The 18,023-nt window shown below is 57.4% G+C and carries 18 protein-coding genes; 9 read left to right on the top strand and 9 right to left on the bottom strand.

The annotated features are described in order from the left end of the window. Window positions 1-82 precede the first annotated feature (82 nt). Window positions 83-904, top strand: coding sequence for a trypsin-like serine peptidase (locus tag APT89_RS16215; RefSeq protein WP_028012967.1), 822 nt, complete (start codon window positions 83-85; stop codon window positions 902-904). 38 nt (window positions 905-942) lie between these two features. On the opposite strand, the gene mdtI is transcribed toward APT89_RS16215, so the two are convergent. From mdtI to APT89_RS24805, 3 genes are all read right to left on the bottom strand, one after another. Continuing rightward, complete coding sequence (gene mdtI, locus APT89_RS16210; protein WP_028012966.1) at window positions 943-1,272, bottom strand: multidrug/spermidine efflux SMR transporter subunit MdtI; 330 nt, start codon at window positions 1,270-1,272, stop codon at window positions 943-945. Next, window positions 1,259-1,621: a multidrug/spermidine efflux SMR transporter subunit MdtJ gene (gene mdtJ, locus APT89_RS16205; protein ID WP_060573057.1), complete on the bottom strand. Its 363-nt coding sequence runs from the start codon at window positions 1,619-1,621 to the stop codon at window positions 1,259-1,261. The genes mdtI and mdtJ overlap by 14 nt, the downstream gene beginning before the upstream one ends. A gap of 118 nt (window positions 1,622-1,739) precedes the next feature. Continuing rightward, complete coding sequence (locus APT89_RS24805) at window positions 1,740-1,910, bottom strand: protein YdgV (protein WP_088205359.1); 171 nt, start codon at window positions 1,908-1,910, stop codon at window positions 1,740-1,742. A 133-nt stretch (window positions 1,911-2,043) separates the two neighbouring features. On the opposite strand from APT89_RS24805, the gene APT89_RS16200 reads away from it, so the two are divergent. Continuing rightward, window positions 2,044-3,078, top strand: coding sequence for an AI-2E family transporter (locus tag APT89_RS16200; protein WP_041910260.1), 1,035 nt, complete (start codon window positions 2,044-2,046; stop codon window positions 3,076-3,078). 3 nt (window positions 3,079-3,081) lie between these two features. On the opposite strand, the gene APT89_RS16195 is transcribed toward APT89_RS16200, so the two are convergent. Together APT89_RS16195 and APT89_RS16190 are read right to left on the bottom strand one after the other, a co-directional pair. After that, window positions 3,082-4,029: a zinc-dependent alcohol dehydrogenase family protein gene (locus tag APT89_RS16195; RefSeq protein ID WP_060573055.1), complete on the bottom strand. Its 948-nt coding sequence runs from the start codon at window positions 4,027-4,029 to the stop codon at window positions 3,082-3,084. Between the two features lie 28 nt (window positions 4,030-4,057). Beyond that, on the bottom strand, window positions 4,058-5,083 hold the full coding sequence (locus APT89_RS16190; protein WP_060572956.1) for an LLM class flavin-dependent oxidoreductase: 1,026 nt from the start codon (window positions 5,081-5,083) through the stop codon (window positions 4,058-4,060). Window positions 5,084-5,259: 176 nt separating this feature from the next. Here APT89_RS16190 and yajD point away from each other — a divergent pair, with 176 nt between their 5' ends. Then, window positions 5,260-5,607 (top strand): HNH nuclease YajD, encoded by a 348-nt coding sequence (gene yajD, locus APT89_RS16185; protein ID WP_003857471.1) that lies wholly within the window; start codon window positions 5,260-5,262, stop codon window positions 5,605-5,607. A 28-nt stretch (window positions 5,608-5,635) separates the two neighbouring features. Here yajD and APT89_RS16180 read toward each other — a convergent pair whose 3' ends face one another. Next, window positions 5,636-6,421, bottom strand: coding sequence for a MipA/OmpV family protein (locus APT89_RS16180; RefSeq protein WP_060572954.1), 786 nt, complete (start codon window positions 6,419-6,421; stop codon window positions 5,636-5,638). 124 nt (window positions 6,422-6,545) lie between these two features. Here APT89_RS16180 and APT89_RS16175 point away from each other — a divergent pair, with 124 nt between their 5' ends. The 4 genes from APT89_RS16175 to APT89_RS16160 all read left to right on the top strand — a co-directional run bounded on the left by APT89_RS16175 (window position 6,546) and on the right by APT89_RS16160 (window position 12,729). Further along, the gene (locus APT89_RS16175; RefSeq protein WP_048956323.1) at window positions 6,546-7,241 is read left to right on the top strand and encodes a response regulator; all 696 of its coding nucleotides are present in this window, start codon (window positions 6,546-6,548) and stop codon (window positions 7,239-7,241) included. Continuing rightward, a complete protein-coding gene (locus tag APT89_RS16170; RefSeq protein ID WP_045630209.1) occupies window positions 7,238-8,434 on the top strand; it encodes a sensor histidine kinase in 1,197 nt (398 codons plus the stop codon). The genes APT89_RS16175 and APT89_RS16170 overlap by 4 nt, the downstream gene beginning before the upstream one ends. Window positions 8,435-8,512: 78 nt before the next feature. Next, window positions 8,513-9,661 (top strand): efflux RND transporter periplasmic adaptor subunit, encoded by a 1,149-nt coding sequence (locus APT89_RS16165; protein WP_045630208.1) that lies wholly within the window; start codon window positions 8,513-8,515, stop codon window positions 9,659-9,661. Further along, on the top strand, window positions 9,658-12,729 hold the full coding sequence (locus APT89_RS16160; RefSeq protein WP_045630207.1) for an efflux RND transporter permease subunit: 3,072 nt from the start codon (window positions 9,658-9,660) through the stop codon (window positions 12,727-12,729). Before APT89_RS16165 ends, APT89_RS16160 begins: the two co-directional genes overlap by 4 nt. A 380-nt stretch (window positions 12,730-13,109) precedes the next feature. On the opposite strand, the gene umuC is transcribed toward APT89_RS16160, so the two are convergent. Then, window positions 13,110-14,372 (bottom strand): translesion error-prone DNA polymerase V subunit UmuC, encoded by a 1,263-nt coding sequence (gene umuC, locus APT89_RS16155; protein WP_045630206.1) that lies wholly within the window; start codon window positions 14,370-14,372, stop codon window positions 13,110-13,112. Beyond that, window positions 14,356-14,790, bottom strand: a complete 435-nt coding sequence (umuD, locus tag APT89_RS16150) for a translesion error-prone DNA polymerase V autoproteolytic subunit (RefSeq protein ID WP_028012955.1) — start codon at window positions 14,788-14,790, stop codon at window positions 14,356-14,358. The genes umuC and umuD overlap by 17 nt, the downstream gene beginning before the upstream one ends. Window positions 14,791-15,099: 309 nt before the next feature. Between umuD and APT89_RS16145 the strand changes: the two genes are divergently transcribed. Then, window positions 15,100-15,300 (top strand): hypothetical protein, encoded by a 201-nt coding sequence (locus APT89_RS16145; protein ID WP_028012954.1) that lies wholly within the window; start codon window positions 15,100-15,102, stop codon window positions 15,298-15,300. Between the two features lie 46 nt (window positions 15,301-15,346). Here the strand turns inward: APT89_RS16145 and APT89_RS16140 are convergent, their stop codons facing one another. Next, window positions 15,347-16,213, bottom strand: a complete 867-nt coding sequence (locus APT89_RS16140; protein ID WP_060572952.1) for an aldo/keto reductase family oxidoreductase — start codon at window positions 16,211-16,213, stop codon at window positions 15,347-15,349. Between the two features lie 143 nt (window positions 16,214-16,356). Here APT89_RS16140 and tcp point away from each other — a divergent pair, with 143 nt between their 5' ends. After that, entirely contained in the window at window positions 16,357-18,018 is a 1,662-nt protein-coding gene (gene tcp / locus APT89_RS16135; protein WP_028012952.1) for a methyl-accepting chemotaxis citrate transducer, read from the top strand. Window positions 18,019-18,023: the final 5 nt, after the last annotated feature.

The following is an 18,023-nucleotide window of genomic DNA, read 5'->3' as shown; positions in this document are numbered from 1 at the left end:
TCCCACTTTAGCGCCGTCCCGTCTATAGTATTTTCATAGGGTTCACTTTTAATAATCATAATTACCCCCACCAGAGTGTGATATGCGTAAATCTGTTGTGTTGTTGCTGGGAACGTTTGGCCTTTTTTCTGGATTTTCACAGGCGGATGATGGCGGTGATAACGCCATTAGCGCGAAAGAGCTAAAGACGCTTTTTTTCGGTCATGACGATCGTACTCGCGTCACCGATCCTACCCAGGCTCCCTGGGACGCTATAGGCCAACTGGAAACCGCCAGCGGCAACCTGTGTACCGCGACGTTAATCACCCCGCAATTAGCGCTGACGGCGGGCCACTGCCTGTTGACGCCACCCAACGGTAAGCCAGACAAAGCGGTTGTCTTACGATTTGTGTCGCAAAAAGGGATCTGGCGCTATGAAATCCACGGCATTGAAGGCCGGGTTGATGCTTCTCTTGGGAAGCGTCTTAAACCGGATGGCGACGGCTGGATTGTGCCGCCCGCGGCAGCCTCGTGGGATTTTGGCCTGATTATTTTGCGCTACCCGCCTTCGGGCATTACGCCGCTGCCGTTATTTGACGGCGATAAAGCGGCGCTCACCGCCGCGCTGAAAGCCGCCGACCGCAAGGTAACGCAGTCAGGCTACCCGGTCGATCATCTCGATGCGCTTTACACCCACACGGACTGTATCGTGACGGGCTGGGCGCAGACCAGCGTGCTTTCCCATCAGTGCGATACGTTGCCGGGCGACAGCGGTTCACCGCTGATGCTGAAAACCGATAACGGCTGGCAGTTGATTGGGGTTCAAAGCTCCGCCCCGGCGGCGAAAGACCGCTGGCGAGCCGATAACCGGGCCCTGTCCGTCACCGGTTTTCGCGATAAGCTGGAAGCGCTGGCTAAAGAGTAAGCCAGCGCGGCTGTCTGTGAATCAGGGTTAACGATTGATCAGGCGAGTTTTATCATGATCATGCCCGCCAGCAGCAAGATCAGCCCTATCCAGCCTTTATTATTTAAACGCTGCCCGAAAAGCACCCACCCTGCGGCCAGGGTGGCGGCGATACCAAAACCGCCCCACAACGCATAGGCCACGGACAGATCGATACCTTTGACCGCCTGTGACAGAGCGCTAAATGCCCCCAGCACTGCGGCAATCGACATCAGGCCATAAACCTTACGGCGAAAACCATCAGAAAATTTCAGCAGAACGTTCGCCAGAATTTCCAGCACGATGGCGAAGCCCAGCCAGGCCGCATGAACCCATTCAAACTGTTGCATGGTTCTGCTCCTTCTGCTGTTTTGTCGGTTTACGGGTACCTGATTTAATCAGCACGATACCCGCGACCAGCGTCGTTAACCCGGCGACCTTCATTGTTGTTAATGTTTCGTCGAATATCAGAACGCTGAACAGCGTAATCAATAAAATACCGATCCCTTCCCACAGCGCATAGGCCACACCCAGCGCAATTTTCTTCACCGCAAATGAGAGGAAAATATAGGAAAGGGATATCATCACCAGCATTAAAATAAAACCGGTATTGCCCTCGCTGACGCTTGCCCATTTCATTGACAGCGTGCCGGTAATTTCAGCGAGGATAGCCAGGGCTAATAAGATCCAGTAATACATGTTTTTCTCCTGCTTGAGAATATAATCCATCGTGGCCCGCCGCATGCAGCAAACCAAAAAAATATTAAATTAAATCAGATAGCTAAGCGCGTAGCGCCAGCTCAGGCAGAAGAGGTGACTATAGTGCGGTACGCCAGTGTTGCTCACCAGCAATCAGGCAGAAGGAGGTAGAAAATAGAGCAGCGTTGTTTGAAGAATAGGTCCTGAACAAATTGTCCATAAAATTACAATTATCCGCGTTGTTGCTTCTCGTCTTTGCGGATGAAAATTGTCCTCGGTAGTTGAACACGCCAAATTTGTACCATAACTGAAGATTTTACTCAAAGTCTTTTCAATTCTTTACCCATCCCGTTTGATTTTGGTTAGTTTATTGCAGGACGTTTACCCTCTATTATAAATAAAAGGCGTTTTTTGGAGTCACCATGGCTAAACCCATTATTACCCTCAACGGGTTAAAAATTGTCATCATGCTGGGCATGCTGGTGATCATACTCACGGGCGTTCGTTTTGCCGCCGACATCATTGTGCCCTTTATTCTGGCCCTGTTTGTTGCGGTGATCCTTAACCCACTGGTCCGGCGCATGACGCGGCTGCGCATCCCGCGCGTGCTGGCAATTACCCTGCTAATTAGCGTCATTATTTTCGCCATGGTGTTACTGGTTGCGTATCTGGGTACCTCGTTGAACGAACTGGCGCGAACGCTGCCGAAATACCGTTCCTCGCTGGCGATACCGCTGCTGCAGCTTGAGCCCTGGCTTCAGCGCGCGGGAATAGAAGTCTCGGTTGAGGAGCTTCTTAAATATATCGACCCTAATGCGGCCATGACCATCGTCACAGGCCTGCTGACGCAGCTTTCCAATGCCATGACCTCGATTTTCCTGCTGTTTTTAACGGTGGTGTTCATGCTGCTGGAGGTGCCACAGCTGCCCGCAAAGTTACAGCAAATCATGGTTCGTCCGGTTGAAGGAATGGGCGCTATTCAGCGCGCGCTGGACAGCGTTTCACGCTATCTGGTACTGAAAACCGTCATCAGCCTGGTCACCGGGGTGGTGGTCTGGGGAATGCTGGTGGCGCTGGACGTCCGCTTTGCGTTCGTCTGGGGGTTACTGGCATTTGCGCTCAATTACATTCCTAACATCGGCTCCGTGCTGGCGGCAATCCCCCCTATTCTTCAGGTGCTGGTGTTCAGTGGATTTTATGATGCGCTGATTCTGCTGGCCGGCTATCTGGCGATTAACCTGGTGTTCGGGAATATTCTTGAACCGCGAATGATGGGGCGTGGGCTGGGGCTTTCGACGCTGGTCGTCTTTTTGTCCCTCATTTTCTGGGGCTGGCTGCTCGGTCCCGTAGGCATGCTGCTCTCCGTTCCGCTGACCATCATCGTGAAGATTGGTCTGGAACAGACGGCGGGCGGGCAAAGCATCGCCGTGCTGCTGAGCGATATGAGCCATCAATAGCCGTCATTCCGCCATCGACATGAGGGGCTTGCTTGCCCTTCCTCCTTCACGGTAAGCCCTGAGCGCCCTCTGCCAGTCCGTCAGAGGGTACACCGTTCCGGGGCTGTACGCACTGGCGCGCATCCGGGGCCAGATTTGATCGAACTCCGCGCGCCACGCCTCTGCGCTGAGCCCATCCAGATAGTTACGAATATGGAACCACGCTACGCGCGGCAGGGGCCGCTGCTGGCGGAAGGTCTGCCCGGAGAGCAGCCCGTAGCAGACAAATATGCCCTGCTCCGGCAGCACGCTCAGGATCGCTTCCGCCAGCGCCCCGCCGGTTGCATCGTAAACGACGTCGGCACGCGCGGCAACGGAGAGGATCCGCTGCATGTCATGCAGTGCGACAGGAACGATCCCCATCGCCGCCAACCGTTCAGCGTGAACGGGCGAACGATGAATACCGTACACCGCCTCTGCCCCCGTCAGACGCGCCCACTGCCCGAGCAGAATGGCGCAATCCGAACCGGCGGCCGTGAGCAGCACCCGCTTTCCCCGCGGTGGATAGTGGCTCAACATCATCTGCGCCGCCAGCGGGTTGATATAGGCCCGCGCGGCCAGGCGTGAATCGACATCATCCGGCACGGGTATCGCATACTCTGCCGGGCAATCCGCATAGCGCTGCCAGGTGCCCTGCCCGCGCAGCGGCAGAACGCGTTTACCCTGCAGATGCGCAAAAGACGCGGGCGCCTGAATGACAACGCCGACGCCTTCATACCCCGCGACGGCAGGCAGCGGGGTTCGGTGGCGGTAAGCGCCGGTAATGGGAATGAGATCGGACGCGTTCACCGGCGCATACAGCATTTGCACACGGAGGTGTCCCGGCGCAAGCACGCCCGGCGGCGCGGTTTCAGGTTGCAGAACAGATTCTGGCTCGCCAAAACGGCGATACCAGAGGGCCAGATTTTCCATTACGATCTCACGGCTGACGGCGGAATACTTAATCGCGCCAGCCCATTGCCGGTGCGACATGTTTGAGAATGGACTCAATCACGTGCGCATTGTAATCCACACCGAGCTGGTTCGGTACGGTCAGTAATAACGTATCAGCCTCGGCAATCGCCTCGTCCTTCTTCAGCTGTTCAATCAGCCTGTCAGGCTCCGCGGCATAGCTGCGCCCGAAGATCGCGCGCGTTTTTTCATCAAGATACCCCACGCTATCGCTGTCGTTGCGGCTGGCGCCGAAATACATCCGGTCGCGGTCGTCCATCAGGGCAAAAATACTGCGGCTGACCGAGACGCGTGGCTGCCGCGCATGCCCTGCCTCTTTCCAGGCCTGACGATAGGCGCGGATCTGTTTTGCCTGCTGAATATGGAACGGCTCACCGGTTTCATCGTCTTTCAGGGTTGAGCTTTGCAGGTTCATGCCGAGCTTAGCGGCCCATACCGCCGTCGCATTCGAACCGGCGCCCCACCAGATACGCTCCCGCAGCCCTTCAGAATACGGTTCCAGGCGCAGCAGCCCAGGCGGATTGGGGAACATCGGCTGTGGATTCGGCTTTGCAAACCCTTCGCCGCGCAGCACCTCAAGCAGCACCTCGGTATGACGGCGCGCCATGTCCGATTCGTTTTCCCCTTCCTGCGGGACATAGCCGAAATGACGCCAGCCATCAATGACCTGCTCCGGGGAGCCGCGGCTGATGCCAAGCTGCAAACGGCCGCCGGAGATCAGATCTGCCGCGCCCGCATCCTCGGCCATATACATCGGGTTTTCATAGCGCATATCAATCACGCCCGTACCGATTTCAATGGTTTTCGTTTTCGCGCCTATTGCCGCCAGCAGAGGGAACGGCGAGCTAAGCTGACGGGCGAAGTGGTGCACGCGGAAATAGGCGCCGTCCGCGCCCAGCTCTTCAGCGGCCACGGCCAGGTCGATGGACTGCAGCAGCGTGTCTGCCGCCGAGCGCGTGCCGGACTGCGGAGAAGGCGTCCAGTGACCAAACGATAAAAACCCGATCTTTTTCATAACCCTGTGTCCTGATAATGCGTTGCGTTCTGTCCACTTTACGCATTACCCGGTAAGAATAAATGCCGTTTATTTAACGGAAAGCATCAAATAAATTGACGGAATAGAGGGGTTCGTCATTCCGCTCCATAATGGATATAATATCCCCCACTTTTTTATGGCAGGTAAAACCGGCAATGGCTCTGATCCCTAAAAACTACGCGCGACTGGAAAGCGGCTATCGCGAGAAAGCATTAAAAATCTATCCCTGGGTCTGCGGACGCTGCTCGCGGGAGTTCGTCTATTCCAACCTGCGTGAATTGACGGTTCACCATATCGATCATGACCATACTAACAACCCGGAAGATGGCAGCAACTGGGAGCTGTTGTGCCTGTTTTGTCACGATCACGAACATTCGAAATACACCGAAGCGGATCAGTACGGCACCACCGTGGTCGCCGGTGAAGACGCGCAAAAAGACGTGGGTGTCGCCACGTTTAACCCGTTTGCCGATTTAAAAGCGATGATGGATAAGAAGAAGTAATCTTCTCGTCCGCTCGTGCTCCGCAATTTTAAAATGTCCAGGTGATAGCGGCGGTTGCAGACCCCTCATTGCGCCGCATCACTATTGGGCTTTCATTCGCATGGTCGCCAAGCCAGGTATAGTCCGCGCTCAGGACCGTTCCCCAGTGAGCATCGAACTGATGGCTCCAGGTCAGGCTGGTGTCGACGCCATAAAATCCCCCCGGCGCTGAATAGCGGTGATAGCCGGTGCGGCGGCTCTGCTGCTCGCTGACCCCATACCAGGTATTCAGATAACGGCTGTCGCCAAACAGAGCCGCAGACTGAAGGGCAATCGTGTCCTCGCTGTTTTGTAGGGGAATCAACGTAACGGACGCCTGATAACTTACGCCCTGGCTGTCCGTTAACGGTAGCGTCGCCTTACCCTCAACGCTTAGCCAGGACGCAGCCTGCCAGCCGACGGCCAGGCCGGTATTCAGGGTGGCATCAATGTCCCCCATCCCCTTCAGATTGTTTGCGCCCTCACGCCAGCCAGAATTTTTCTCTGCCCTCCCGAGGTCGTAACCCAGCGTATGTTCCAGGTACCAACCGCTGTCGTTTTGCAGGTCATATCCCACTCCTTTTTGTGCATCAATAAAGAAAGCACCCTTGCGCCCCTGCAGCACAGGAACCACCTGCCACACCTGCTTGTCTGAGCCTGAATAACGGGGGGCATAGTGACCGCCCAGCCCGACGGTTAAAGAGCCGGAAGCGGCGTCATCATCCGCCTGCACACCTGAGGCAACGGCCATCAGAAGAGGAACGGTCATATACAGGCCTTTTTTTATCGCTATCATACTGTTCTCCACGCAGACGCTGGCGTCTGCTGATTCAGGGTCTGCCACACAATGTTGGCGCAGTATGGTTTGGCTAAATCAATGAATCGTCGGGATAGTGTTAAGAAACGGTCAAGGTGAACGGATGTTGTCCAGAAGAGTGCTGATTATTGAAGATGACGCCGATGCGGCTGGCGTGCTTGAAGCCTATTTACGTCGTGAAAATTACGATGTCACCATTACCGGAGACGGTCTTTCCGGGCTGGATATGGCGCAGCGGTGGAAACCCGACCTCATCCTGCTGGACGTGATGCTGCCCGGGCTTAACGGCACCGAAGTGCTGGCCGGACTGCGTCGTAAAAGCGATGTACCGGTGATCATGGTCACCGCCATGGGCGACACCCCCGATCGCATTGGTGCCCTGCGGTACGGTGCCGATGATTATGTTGTGAAACCCTATCATCCGGGAGAAGTCGTGGCTCGCGTACAGGCGGTGCTGCGACGCAGCAGTAAAAAAGAGACAGACGACGAGATCCTTCGCTGGCAAACGCTGGAGGTGGATGTGGCCGCCATTGTGGCGAGCGTGGATAACAGCGGCGACGCGCCCGTGATGCTCGATCTTACGCCAACGGAATTCTCGCTTCTGGCAACGCTGCTGCGCTCTCCCGCACGCCCCTTTTCCCGTCAGTACCTGCTGGAACACTGTCTGCCGGAAAGCGAGGCGCTGGAGCGCGTGGTGGACACCCATATTTATAACCTGCGTAAAAAACTCGAAGCGGCGGGTATTTCCGGCGTGTTGATTAACGTTCGCGGCGTGGGATACAGGTTCAGACAACCATGATAAAAAACCGGCACTCCTCTCTCTGGCGCTGGATTTGCGCGCGTATCCTGGCACTGGCCATCGGCAGCGTGATCGTCATTGCCACCTGCATGTGGCTACGTTATGCGGTACAGAACTACTGGATAATGGGCAGAATGCCAGCGGCGGTCCGGCAGGAATTTCTGACGCTCAGCCAGAACCCACAGGCCGATCCGGCCCGCTTTCACAGCATTGTGGATACCTGGTGGGGGCTGAGTTATTCCACGCCATCCATCGCCTCTGCGGACTGGGTTACGGTGGCCCTGCTGGTGCTGGTGATGATCCCGTTTATTGTGGTGATGGGGTTAAAACACGCCCGACCGCTGGCGCTGCAGTTCAGCCGTCTTCGCGATGCCGCCAAAGATGTCGCCGACGGGCAGTTTGGCCGTCAGGCTGAACTGGTCAAGGATGCGCCAGCGGAAATGGTCAGCTTTGCAAACGACTTTAACTCCATGACGGGGCAACTCGCCCGCTATGAAAAAGAGCTCCGCGCCTCGCACGTCGCGATGGCGCACGAGCTGCGCTCGCCCCTGACGGCCGCCATTGGTCGTCTGCAGGGCATGTTGGACGGTGTGTTTGATGCCAGCCCGGTGCAGCTGGGAATGGTGATGAAACAGCTTCAGCATCTTAATCGCCTGACCGATGAGCTTCACCTTCTCTCGTTAGCGGACGCGGGAAATCTGGTGCTGGAAGAGCAGGCCTTTTCTCTGGATGAGCTTATTCAGGAGCGGGCGGCCTGGATCATGCCGCAGGCCGAAGCGCATCATTTTACGATTACGCTGCGTAACCCGCGTACGTGCCCGTTCAGAGGCGATGCGTTCCGCATGGGGCAGGTATTTACTATCCTTATGGAAAATGCACTACGCTACGGGCGCGAAGGCGGCCATCTTGAGGTGGCGCTGCACTACGCCAGCGGGCATTACGCCATTGAATTTCACGATGACGGACCGGGCGTATCCCCCCAGTTCTTACCGGACATGTTTAAGCGCTTTAGCCGTGAGGAGCAGTCCCGCGCGCGGCATTCCGGCGGCAGCGGCCTCGGTTTGTCTATCGCCCGGGCGATTTGTCAGGCACATGGGGGCACGATCGAGGCCTCATTACCGGAAACGGGCGGCCTTGCTGTGCGTATTTTGTTACCCTGGCAGCCGTCCGGTAATGAAAATATCCACTCTTGATAAACCCTTGACAGAACATCGAATCTTTCTCGACGTAGCGCGCATTTAATAACGCCCTCATCTTTATGGAGCGGCGTTATGTCAGACGAATTTGTTCTCTCCCTCCGCCACTGCCTGCACCATCTGTACGGCGTGGCGCGCACTCTTTCCTGGGTAAATTTTCTCCCTCTGGTCCTGCTCGCGCTGGTGATTTTTCCGCTCACCGGCTGCGGTGACAAACAGGAAAATAAGCCTGCCCCAGTGCGTACGGTGCGCTACGTCGTCGTACGTACAGCCCAAACCCTCCCCGCGCTGGAAAGGACCGGTGAGATCCATGCCCACGATGAAACGACGCTGAGCTTTCAAACCGGGGGGCGAATACTGACGCGCAGCGTTGATATTGGCGATCGGGTTAATGCCGGACAGCTGCTGGCCACACTTGAAAATACCACCGGACAAAATCAGCTCGACAGCGCAACGGCCGACTATGAAGGGGCCACAGCCTCAGCGCAGGTTGCCGCGCTTAACGTCAGCCGAATGCAAAAGCTCATGCCGACGGGCGCAATAGCCCGCACGCAACTCGACAGCGCCCGCGCGGACTGGCTTGTCGCCCGCGCGCGATTAAAAAGCAGCGAGGCCGCGTGGCGTAACGCCCGCGAAAGCCTTGGCTGGACGCGCCTTATCGCTCCACAAACCGGCACGATCACCGAGGTCAGCGCCTCTGCGGGCCAGGTTGTCAGCGCGGGACAGACGGTGCTTACGCTGGCAACCGGCGAAGCCCGCGACGTAGCGTTTGATATCGCCACGCCCGATGCGATACCGCCGCTGGATAAGGCTGAATTGCGGGTTTCCCTGCTCAGCGACCCGTCGATACAGGCATCTGCCGTGCTGCGGGATATCACCCCGCAGGCCGATCCTCAGACCCGCACCTGGCGCGTCAGAGCCACCCTGATAAACCCGCCAGCGGCGATAGCGCTGGGTGCCAGCGTCACCGTCACCCTGCCCTCGACTGGCCCGCGAGGTTACGTCATTCCCGCATCGGCGCTGAGCCGAACAGGAGATAGACCGGCGGTGTTCGTGATCAACCCGCATTCGCAGGCGCAGCTGCGCGCGGTGGTGCCTGCCTGCTATACGGCCTCCTCGGTGATTATCGCCTCCGGCCTTGAGCCAGGCGACCGGGTGATTACGGCTGGCGTGAGCAAACTCCGTTCCGGAGAGCCGGTGGTACCCGGGGAGGTTCAGCCATGAACACGAAACCGGAAGCGAAATTTAACCTGTCCGCATGGGCGCTTAACCATCAGCAGATGGTCAGTTTCTTCATGCTGCTGATCGTGGCGATGGGCGTGTTCTGCTATGAAAAACTGCCGCGTAATGAAGATCCGGTTTTTACCATTAAAACGGCGGTCGTCTCCGCGCAGTGGCCGGGCGCGTCCGTAACGGACACCACCCGTCTGCTGACCGATACGCTTGAAAAAAAGCTGCAGGAAACGCCCTGGCTTGATTATCTCGAAAGTGAAACCCGCGCCGGGAGCACGGTTATCCATGTGAATCTCCGTGACAATACCCCGCCGCAAATGGTGCAGGACATTTGGTATCAGATCCGCAAAAAAATGCAGGACATCGCGCCGTCTTTACCGGAAGGCGTTCAGGGCCCGGCCGTGAACGACGAATTTGACGATACGTTCGGCACGATTTACGGCTTTATTCCCGACGGCTACACCTTACGGGAAGTGCGGGATCGCGTTGAGACAATACGTCGTGAGCTCGCCTCCTTGCCAGATATCGGCAAAACCACCCTGCTGGGCGAACAGCAGGATCAGATGGTTCTCGCCTTTTCTCCGGCCCGTCTGGCGGGTATGGGACTGGATATTCAGGCGGTCGCCGATGCGCTGCGGGCGCAAAACGCGGTTGTCCCGGCTGGCGTTATGCGTACCGGGCAGGAGAACATCGCGATCAAGGTCAGCGGGGCGCTCACGTCCGAAGAGAGTTTACGCGCCGTCACGCTGCACATTAACAATCGCTATATTCCGCTGACCGATATCGCCACCGTCACCCGGGAAGCCGCCGAGCCGCCGGCCCCCGCGTACCGGGTAAACGGCAAACCGGCCATCGGGCTGGCGGTGTCAATGGCGCCAACGGGCAACATGCTGCGTTTTGGCGCCGCGCTGAACGCCAGAATGACAGTCCTCAGCGCCGGGCTGCCGCACGGTATTGAGATGGTGAAAGTTGCCGATCAGTCGGCGGTGGTCAGTGACGCGGTAAGTGGTTTTGTTCGGGTGCTTATTGAAGCTGTTGTTATCGTGCTGGCGGTTTCATTTGTCTCGCTGGGTTTGCGGGCGGGGCTGGTGGTGGCTGCGGCCATTCCGCTGGTGCTCGCCATGACGTTTGCCGGCATGATGCTCGCCGGCATCGGGCTTCAGCGTATCTCGCTTGGGGCGCTGATCATTGCTCTGGGTCTGCTGGTGGATGACGCCATGATCGCCGTCGAAACGATGGTCTCCCGACTGGAAGCCGGGGATTCCCGTCGGCATGCGGCCACCTATGCATTCAAAACGACGGCCTTCCCGATGCTCACCGGAACCCTGGTGATGATTGCCGGGTTTATTCCCGTTGGTTTTGCGGCCTCCAGCGCCGGTGAATATTGTTTTTCCCTGTTTGCGGTAGTGCTGATTGCCCTGCTCTGCTCCTGGGTAGTCGCGATCCTGTTTTCGCCGCTGACGGGCACGTGGCTGTTGCCGGAGAAGGTCAGACATCGCGCGGCAGGCCCTGGAAGGATCGCGCGCGGGTACGGGCGGCTTTTAGGGCTGGCGCTACGTCACCGGCTCGCCACCGTGCTGATTGCGCTTTCCGCGCTGGGGCTGTCCGTTTACGGCACGACGTTTATGCAGGGTGAGTTCTTCCCCGCGTCGGACCGGCCTGAGCTGCTGGTCAGCCTGACGCTTCCGGCCAACGCGTCGCAGCCCGAAACGTTAAGAGAGGTGGAAAAGCTGGAACACGCGCTGGCCGGCAACAGCAATATCGAGCGCTACTCGACGTACGTCGGGTCAGGAGCCATCCGTTTTTACCTGCCGATGGACGTGCTGCTGGAAAATGAAAACATCGCCCAGATTGTGGTGGTGGCGAAGGATCTTCAGGCGCGGGATCGTCTGCATGGGCAGTTGAACAGACTGCTGGCGGCGCAGTTTAGCGACATCATCACGCGCGTGTCGCCCCTGGAGCTTGGGCCGCCCGTCGGCTGGCCAATCAAATACCGGGTGAGCGGGCCTGATTATCTGCAGGTCCGGGCGCTTGCGAACCGTCTGGCCGACGCGATTGGCCAATCGCCGCTGTCGCGCGAGGTTAACCAGACGGCCGGAGAGCCAGAGAGGATCATTACTCTTAAGGTGAATCAGACGGCGGCCAGGGCGGCAGGAATATCGTCAGAAGCTCTCGCCCGCACCTTGAATACCCTCTGGTCCGGCAGCGTTGTCACCTCGGTCAGGGATAACGATCGCCTTGTCGACGTGGTACTGCGGGCCACGGACAATGAACGTCACAGCACCGCCACCCTCTCCTCGCTGACCGTTCAGGGGAATGACGGTAAAAAAATTCCGCTCAGCGCCGTCGCGACGCTGGTCTGGAGCGTGGACGATCCGGTCATCTGGCGTCGACAGCGGTTGCCTTTTATTACGGTGCAAACTGACCTCGCGCCGGGGCTGAGGGCCGAAGCGGTATCGGCGGCGCTGCGTCCGGCGATCGACACGCTGCGCGCGGAGCTGCCTGCCGGTTACAGCATAGAAGAAGGCGGCGCGGTTGCCGAATCAGATAAGGGGAACAGCTCCGTTTTTAGCGTTCTTCCGGTGACGCTTGTCATCATGTTGATGCTGCTGATGCTTCAGTTGCGCCGATATTCCCGGATGCTGCTGGCGCTTCTGATGGCCCCGTTTGGTTTACCGGGGATCGTGCTGGCTATGCTGCCCGGCGGCACGCCGATGGGATTTGTCGCGCTGCTGGGCGTCATCGCCCTGGCGGGGATGATCGTGCGTAACGCGGTGATACTGATTAGCGAGGTAGACAGTAATCTTGCTCAGGGGATGGCAAACGATGCCGCGATTGTGGCGGCCGCGGAGCATCGGGCCAGACCCATCTGTCTGACCGCCTGCGCCGCCATTCTGGGCATGATCCCGATCTCTCATCAGGTATTCTGGGGGCCAATGGCCTATGCGATTATCGGCGGGCTGCTGGTCGCGACGCTGGTAACGCTGACCGTATTACCCGCGTCGTTTAGCCTGCTGTTACAGTGGGGGAGTCAGCGCAAAGCCGCAGAAGAAAGGTGAGCTGAGGCTCAATCGTTCCCCGGCAGATTACACAGCCGTCAGCGCAAAACGGTTCCTCAGGATCCGGGGGATCTCATCCTCCGTCAGCTGCGGCTAAACTGCGCAAACGAACCCACGCCTCGCCTGCTGAATGCCATGGAACAGACTGGCGCGCGGTGTCATGAACTGGCGGCTCTTCTCCGGTGGCGGTTTTACACTAAACTTTCCAGCCACTCGGTAAAGGCCCGCACCTTGCGGGAGAGATGGCGGTGTGGATAGAGAAGCGACAAGGTTGTCGATGCGTTAACGGTTGAGTAAGCCCTTAACCCTGATGCTATGGACGCTGCACAGGAGCGGCGTCCGTAAACCGTCTTCGGCTCTTTGTCACACATAGCCGCCTTTCATCTCGCCACCGGTAAATCCGCGTAGCGCGTCGTATAGGCCGGTGACAGCATCTCCCGCTTCATCGCCCAGGCTTTCTCAATCCCCTGCCCGGCAAACCATATTTTCCCTTTGCCGGAATGATTTAAGCTATCGATGGTTTCCATCAGCGCCGCGCTGTTGGCGCTCGGGCGGTTATCGTCAAACAAATTCAGCTGGGCAACGCCGCTGCTGAAAAAGTCTGCCAGCATCACCCCCGCTTTCATATAGCGATATCCGTCAAGCCAGATACGCCCCAGCGCCTCAGTGGCGGCACGGATGATATCGCGCGAATCATTGGTGGGCGTCATCAGGGTGACGGAAGCCTGATTGCCGTAATAAATTTCGTTGTCCGCGTGTGGGCTGGTGCGCACAAACACGCTGATAAAGCGGCAATACTGATGCTCGCCACGCAGTTTTTCCGCAGCACGTTCTGCATAGGCGCAAATGGCCTGATGCATCTCCTCGTACTGCGTAATACGGTGTCCAAACGAACGACTACAGATAATTTGCTGCTTCGTGGGAGTAAACTCCTCCAGATCGAGGCAGGGCTCACCTCGAAGCTCGCGCGCCGTGCGCTCCATTACCACGTTAAAATGTTTGCGGATGACCCAGGATGACGCTTCCGCCAGCTCCAGCGCCGTGGTTATCCCCATCGCGTTAAGCTTTTTCGTGATGCGTCGTCCTACGCCCCACACCTCCTCCACCGGAACCTTTGCCAGCAGCTTACGCTGCCGTCCACGATCCGAGAGATCGACCACGCCACCGGTGGCTGACCACCGCTTCGCCGCATAGTTGGCCAGCTTCGCCAGCGTTTTAGTCGGCGCAATCCCGACGCCCACACTTAAGCCTGTGTTTTTAAAGACCTGCGTACGCATCTGATGACCGAATGCTTCCAGCGAGATGCAGTTGCTGACACCCGAAACGTTCACAAATGCTTCATCGATGGAGTAGATCTCAATGGCCGGCGCGAGATCGGTCAGCGTCTGCATCACCCGGCTGCTGAGATCGGCATACAGCGCATAGTTGGAGCTAAAGACGTAAACCCGCGACGGATACCCCTTCTCTTTGAATTTAAAATAGGGCTCCCCCATTTTTATGCCGAACTGCTTTGCCTCCCGCGACAGCGAAATAATACAGCCGTCGTTATTGGACACCACCACGATGGGCTTACCCACCAGATCGGGGCGAAACACCCTCTCGCAGGAGGCATAGAAGCTATTCACATCAACCAGCGCGAACATGTTTATGCGTTTTGAGCGTATGAGTGACGACACCGAAGATTTGCAGCTCCTCTTCGGACTGAAAGGCGATCGGCTGATAGCGGGCATTACGCGGCAGCAGCCGCAGAACCGGGCGGGTCTGTAGCTCTTTCACCGTAAATTCGCCGCCGACCGACGCCACAACAATGTCCCCGTGCTCGGCATTTAACGAGCGGTCTACCACCAGCAGATCGCCGTCGCTAATCCCTGCGCCGATCATGGAGTCCCCGCTCACTTTGATAAAGTAGGTCGCACTGGGGTGCCTGACCGCCAGCCGGTTAAGATCGAGACGATCCTCCACATAATCCTGCGCAGGGCTTGGAAAGCCACAGGCAACACGCTCAAGATATAAAGGTAATTCAATAAGTTGCTTTGGATGATAAGAAAAGAGAGTGTCCATAAATGCCTTTCCCGCCAGATACTGTATATAAACACAGTATTACGGATTACGGCACAGGATCAAGGTCATTTCCGACAAAGACCGCAAACGCGTTGAAGTTTGAGCGGATTTAATTTAGCAACCTCTCCTGCTGGCGATCGCAGACGGGCCAACCAAAAGTCATAAAAAAGGCACTAACCAACACTTTAAAATCACTTCATGTGAAAAAAGATCATTAAATCACTATAGAAACACTATTGATTGACTTAAACATCAGAATAACGCATATTTTAGGGCACGAATTATCAAGATTTTTGGAGGACGTTTTCTATGCCAGCCCGTGACTATCCCGACAAGCGAGTTGCCCGCGGTTTAGCAAAGGAGGCCGATCTCAGGATGTTGAGCGCCCGCATTGAGCCTGACCTGATGGAATACATCAGAATCACCGCCTTTGAGACGCGAAAAAGCAAGCAGGAAATTGTGGCAGAAGCGTTAGCGCTTCACAGACAGAAAAGTCAATGCGGAGTCTGAGCAGGCAAAGCCTGGAAGTGTCCTTCCGGCTTTGCCCATGCTGTGATTAACCCATCAGCGCATTCAGTTTTTCAAGTGCTTCAGGTGGCAATTGCACCTCTCCCGCCGCGAGGTTTTGCCGCAGATGCGCCACGGATGACGTGCCGGGGATCAGCAGAATGTTCGGCGACCGTTGCAGTAGCCATGCCAGCGCAACCTGCATCGCCGTTGCGCCCAGGGAATCCGCGACGGCCTGCAGGCCGGTGGACTGCAGTGGCGTGAAGCCTCCCAACGGGAAGAACGGCACATACGCAATCCCCTGCCGCGCCAGTAAATCTACCAGCGCATCGTCGCCGCGGTTCACAATGTTGTACATGTTCTGCACGCAGACGACCTGCACCATCTTCCGCGCTTCCGCCACCTGCGTGGCCGTGACGTTGCTCAGGCCAATGTGGCGTACCAGCCCCAGCTGCTGTAATTCTGCGAGGGTGGAAAGCGGTTCAGCAATCGATCCTTCTGCCGGGCCGTGTGCGCTAAACATGATCCGCAGGTTCACCACGTCCAGCACATCCAGCTTCAGGTTGCGCAGGTTGTCATGCACCGCCTGGGTCAGCTCCTGCGCGGAAAAGGCCGGCAGCCAGGCCCCTTTGTCATCGCGACGGGCACCGATCTTGGTGACGAGGGTAAGATCGTCCCGGTAAGGATGAAGCGCCTCGCGGATCAGCTGGTTCGTCACATGCGGCCCGTAAAAATCGCTGGTATCGATATGATTCACACCCGCCGCCACGGCTTCGCGCAGCACGTCCAGCGCGGCCTGTTTATCCTTCGGCGGGCCAAATACGCCCGGCCCGGCAAGCTGCATTGCCCCGTATCCCAGTCGTTTAACCGTTCGCGTTCCGAGCGCGTACGTCCCGCTTTTATCAATGCTGCTCATGTTAACCTTCCTCATAAAATGATCCGGATTTACAACAGGTTCCTGACCGAAGCCCTAAGTTAAGCGCGAGTTAAATTAAAGTTTAAATTCTATACGACGATAGTATGGGTGTACCTCTGCATCTTTTCTAACGGACGACCGCTATGCTGAAAAATCTGCACGTGATTACCGGAATTATCTTTGCCCTCACCATATTCTGTCTGCTGCAAGTTGTCACGGGAGGGTTGTTCTACTCTGCCGTCAGCAACGATCGCCATAACTTCCAGAACTCCGGCGTGCTGAATGCCCAGCAGGAAAGCCTGAGCGACAGCGTGAACACGCTGGTGAAAACGCGCGTTACCGTCACTCGCGTGGCAATCCGCTACCTGAAGAACCAGCGCGACCCGGCATCCCTTGCCGCGATCAACAAACTGCTCGGCACCGCAGGCGACTCGCTGGCTAAAGCTGAAGCCTATAACAAAGAATGGCAGAAAATGCCGCAGGTTAACGGCCAGAATGCGGCGTTAACCGACGAGATGCAGAAGTCATGGAATCAGATGCACGAGGTGATGCGTTTGTCGATTGAGTATCTGCGTGCCGACAACTACCAGGCCTATGGCGATCTGGACGCTCAGCAGGCCCAGGACGACATGGAAGCGGTCTATAACCGCTGGCGCGCCGAGAACAACACGCTGCTGAAGGCGGCAACCGAAGAGAACCAAAGCAGCTTCACGCAGATGCAGTGGACGCTGGCAGCCATTTTCCTGGCCGTTATCGCCGTGCTGGTGGTGATCTGGCAGGGTTTACAGCACCTGCTGTTAAAACCGCTCAACGCCATCATGAACCATATTCGCGCCATTGCGGGAGGCGATCTGACGCAGGATATCACCCTCTCTGGCCGCAATGAGATGGGCCAACTGGCGGCTGGCCTGCACGAGATGCAGCAGTCGCTGGTGACGACCGTCAGCGCCGTACGCGGCAGCACCGACTCCATCTACACCGGCGCGGGTGAAATTGCCGCTGGGAGCAACGATCTCTCCGCCCGCACCGAAGAGCAGGCCTCCTCGCTCGAAGAGACAGCCGCCAGCATGGAAGAGCTGACCGCAACGGTTAAACAGAACTCCGATAACGCCCGTCAGGCGACGCTGCTGGCGAAGAATGCCTCTGAAACAGCGGCTCGCGGCGGCCACGTCGTGGATAACGTGGTGCGCACCATGAACGAAATTGCCGACAGTTCGCAGCAAATTGCTCATATTACCGGCGTGATTGACAGCATTGCGTTCCAGACCAACATTCTGGCGCTTAACGCCGCGGTGGAAGCCGCACGCGCAGGCGAGCAAGGCCGCGGGTTTGCGGTTGTCGCCGGTGAAGTTCGTACGCTGGCCAGCCGCAGCGCGCAGGCGGCGAAAGAGATCAAAGGGCTTATTGAGAACTCCGTCAGCCGGGTGAACACCGGTTCTGAGCAGGTCAGCGAAGCGGGCGCGACTATGAAGGAGATTGTCGCCGCCGTCACCCGCGTCACCGATATCATGGGCGAGATTTCGTCCGCATCGGATGAGCAGAGCCGCGGAATTGAGCAGGTGAGCCTGGCCGTGTCGCAGATGGACAGCGTGACGCAGCAAAACGCCGCGCTGGTGCAGCAGTCCGCCACGGCGGCAGCGGCGCTGGAAGATCAGTCCGAACAGCTGCGTCAGGCCGTGGCCGCGTTTCGTCTGAACGGTAAAGCAAACGCCACCGCCCCGCGCCCGGCCAACGTTAAAACACCGCAGCTGCTGCGTCCGGCAACGGCTAACGCCACCCCCGACAGTAACTGGGAAACCTTCTAAGCCTC

The organism is Enterobacter sp. 50588862, from assembly GCF_001462935.1.
GTDB lineage: Bacteria > Pseudomonadota > Gammaproteobacteria > Enterobacterales > Enterobacteriaceae > Enterobacter > Enterobacter bugandensis.
Note: the sequence above shows the minus strand (reverse complement) of the source record. Positions and strands in the feature narration are given on the sequence as shown.

Excerpts from the sequence above, each read along its gene's own strand:
- APT89_RS16215 (WP_028012967.1), top strand. The coding sequence starts at position 83 with ATGCGTAAATCTGTTGTGTTGTTGCTGGGAACGTTTGGCCTTTTTTCT.
- mdtI (WP_028012966.1), bottom strand. The coding sequence starts at position 1,272 with ATGCAACAGTTTGAATGGGTTCATGCGGCCTGGCTGGGCTTCGCCATC.
- mdtJ (WP_060573057.1), bottom strand. The coding sequence starts at position 1,621 with ATGTATTACTGGATCTTATTAGCCCTGGCTATCCTCGCTGAAATTACC.
- APT89_RS16200 (WP_041910260.1), top strand. The coding sequence starts at position 2,044 with ATGGCTAAACCCATTATTACCCTCAACGGGTTAAAAATTGTCATCATG.
- APT89_RS16195 (WP_060573055.1), bottom strand. The coding sequence starts at position 4,029 with ATGGAAAATCTGGCCCTCTGGTATCGCCGTTTTGGCGAGCCAGAATCT.
- APT89_RS16190 (WP_060572956.1), bottom strand. The coding sequence starts at position 5,083 with ATGAAAAAGATCGGGTTTTTATCGTTTGGTCACTGGACGCCTTCTCCG.
- yajD (WP_003857471.1), top strand. The coding sequence starts at position 5,260 with ATGGCTCTGATCCCTAAAAACTACGCGCGACTGGAAAGCGGCTATCGC.
- APT89_RS16180 (WP_060572954.1), bottom strand. The coding sequence starts at position 6,421 with ATGATAGCGATAAAAAAAGGCCTGTATATGACCGTTCCTCTTCTGATG.
- APT89_RS16175 (WP_048956323.1), top strand. The coding sequence starts at position 6,546 with ATGTTGTCCAGAAGAGTGCTGATTATTGAAGATGACGCCGATGCGGCT.
- APT89_RS16170 (WP_045630209.1), top strand. The coding sequence starts at position 7,238 with ATGATAAAAAACCGGCACTCCTCTCTCTGGCGCTGGATTTGCGCGCGT.
- APT89_RS16165 (WP_045630208.1), top strand. The coding sequence starts at position 8,513 with ATGTCAGACGAATTTGTTCTCTCCCTCCGCCACTGCCTGCACCATCTG.
- APT89_RS16160 (WP_045630207.1), top strand. The coding sequence starts at position 9,658 with ATGAACACGAAACCGGAAGCGAAATTTAACCTGTCCGCATGGGCGCTT.
- umuC (WP_045630206.1), bottom strand. The coding sequence starts at position 14,372 with ATGTTCGCGCTGGTTGATGTGAATAGCTTCTATGCCTCCTGCGAGAGG.
- umuD (WP_028012955.1), bottom strand. The coding sequence starts at position 14,790 with ATGGACACTCTCTTTTCTTATCATCCAAAGCAACTTATTGAATTACCT.
- APT89_RS16145 (WP_028012954.1), top strand. The coding sequence starts at position 15,100 with ATGCCAGCCCGTGACTATCCCGACAAGCGAGTTGCCCGCGGTTTAGCA.
- APT89_RS16140 (WP_060572952.1), bottom strand. The coding sequence starts at position 16,213 with ATGAGCAGCATTGATAAAAGCGGGACGTACGCGCTCGGAACGCGAACG.
- tcp (WP_028012952.1), top strand. The coding sequence starts at position 16,357 with ATGCTGAAAAATCTGCACGTGATTACCGGAATTATCTTTGCCCTCACC.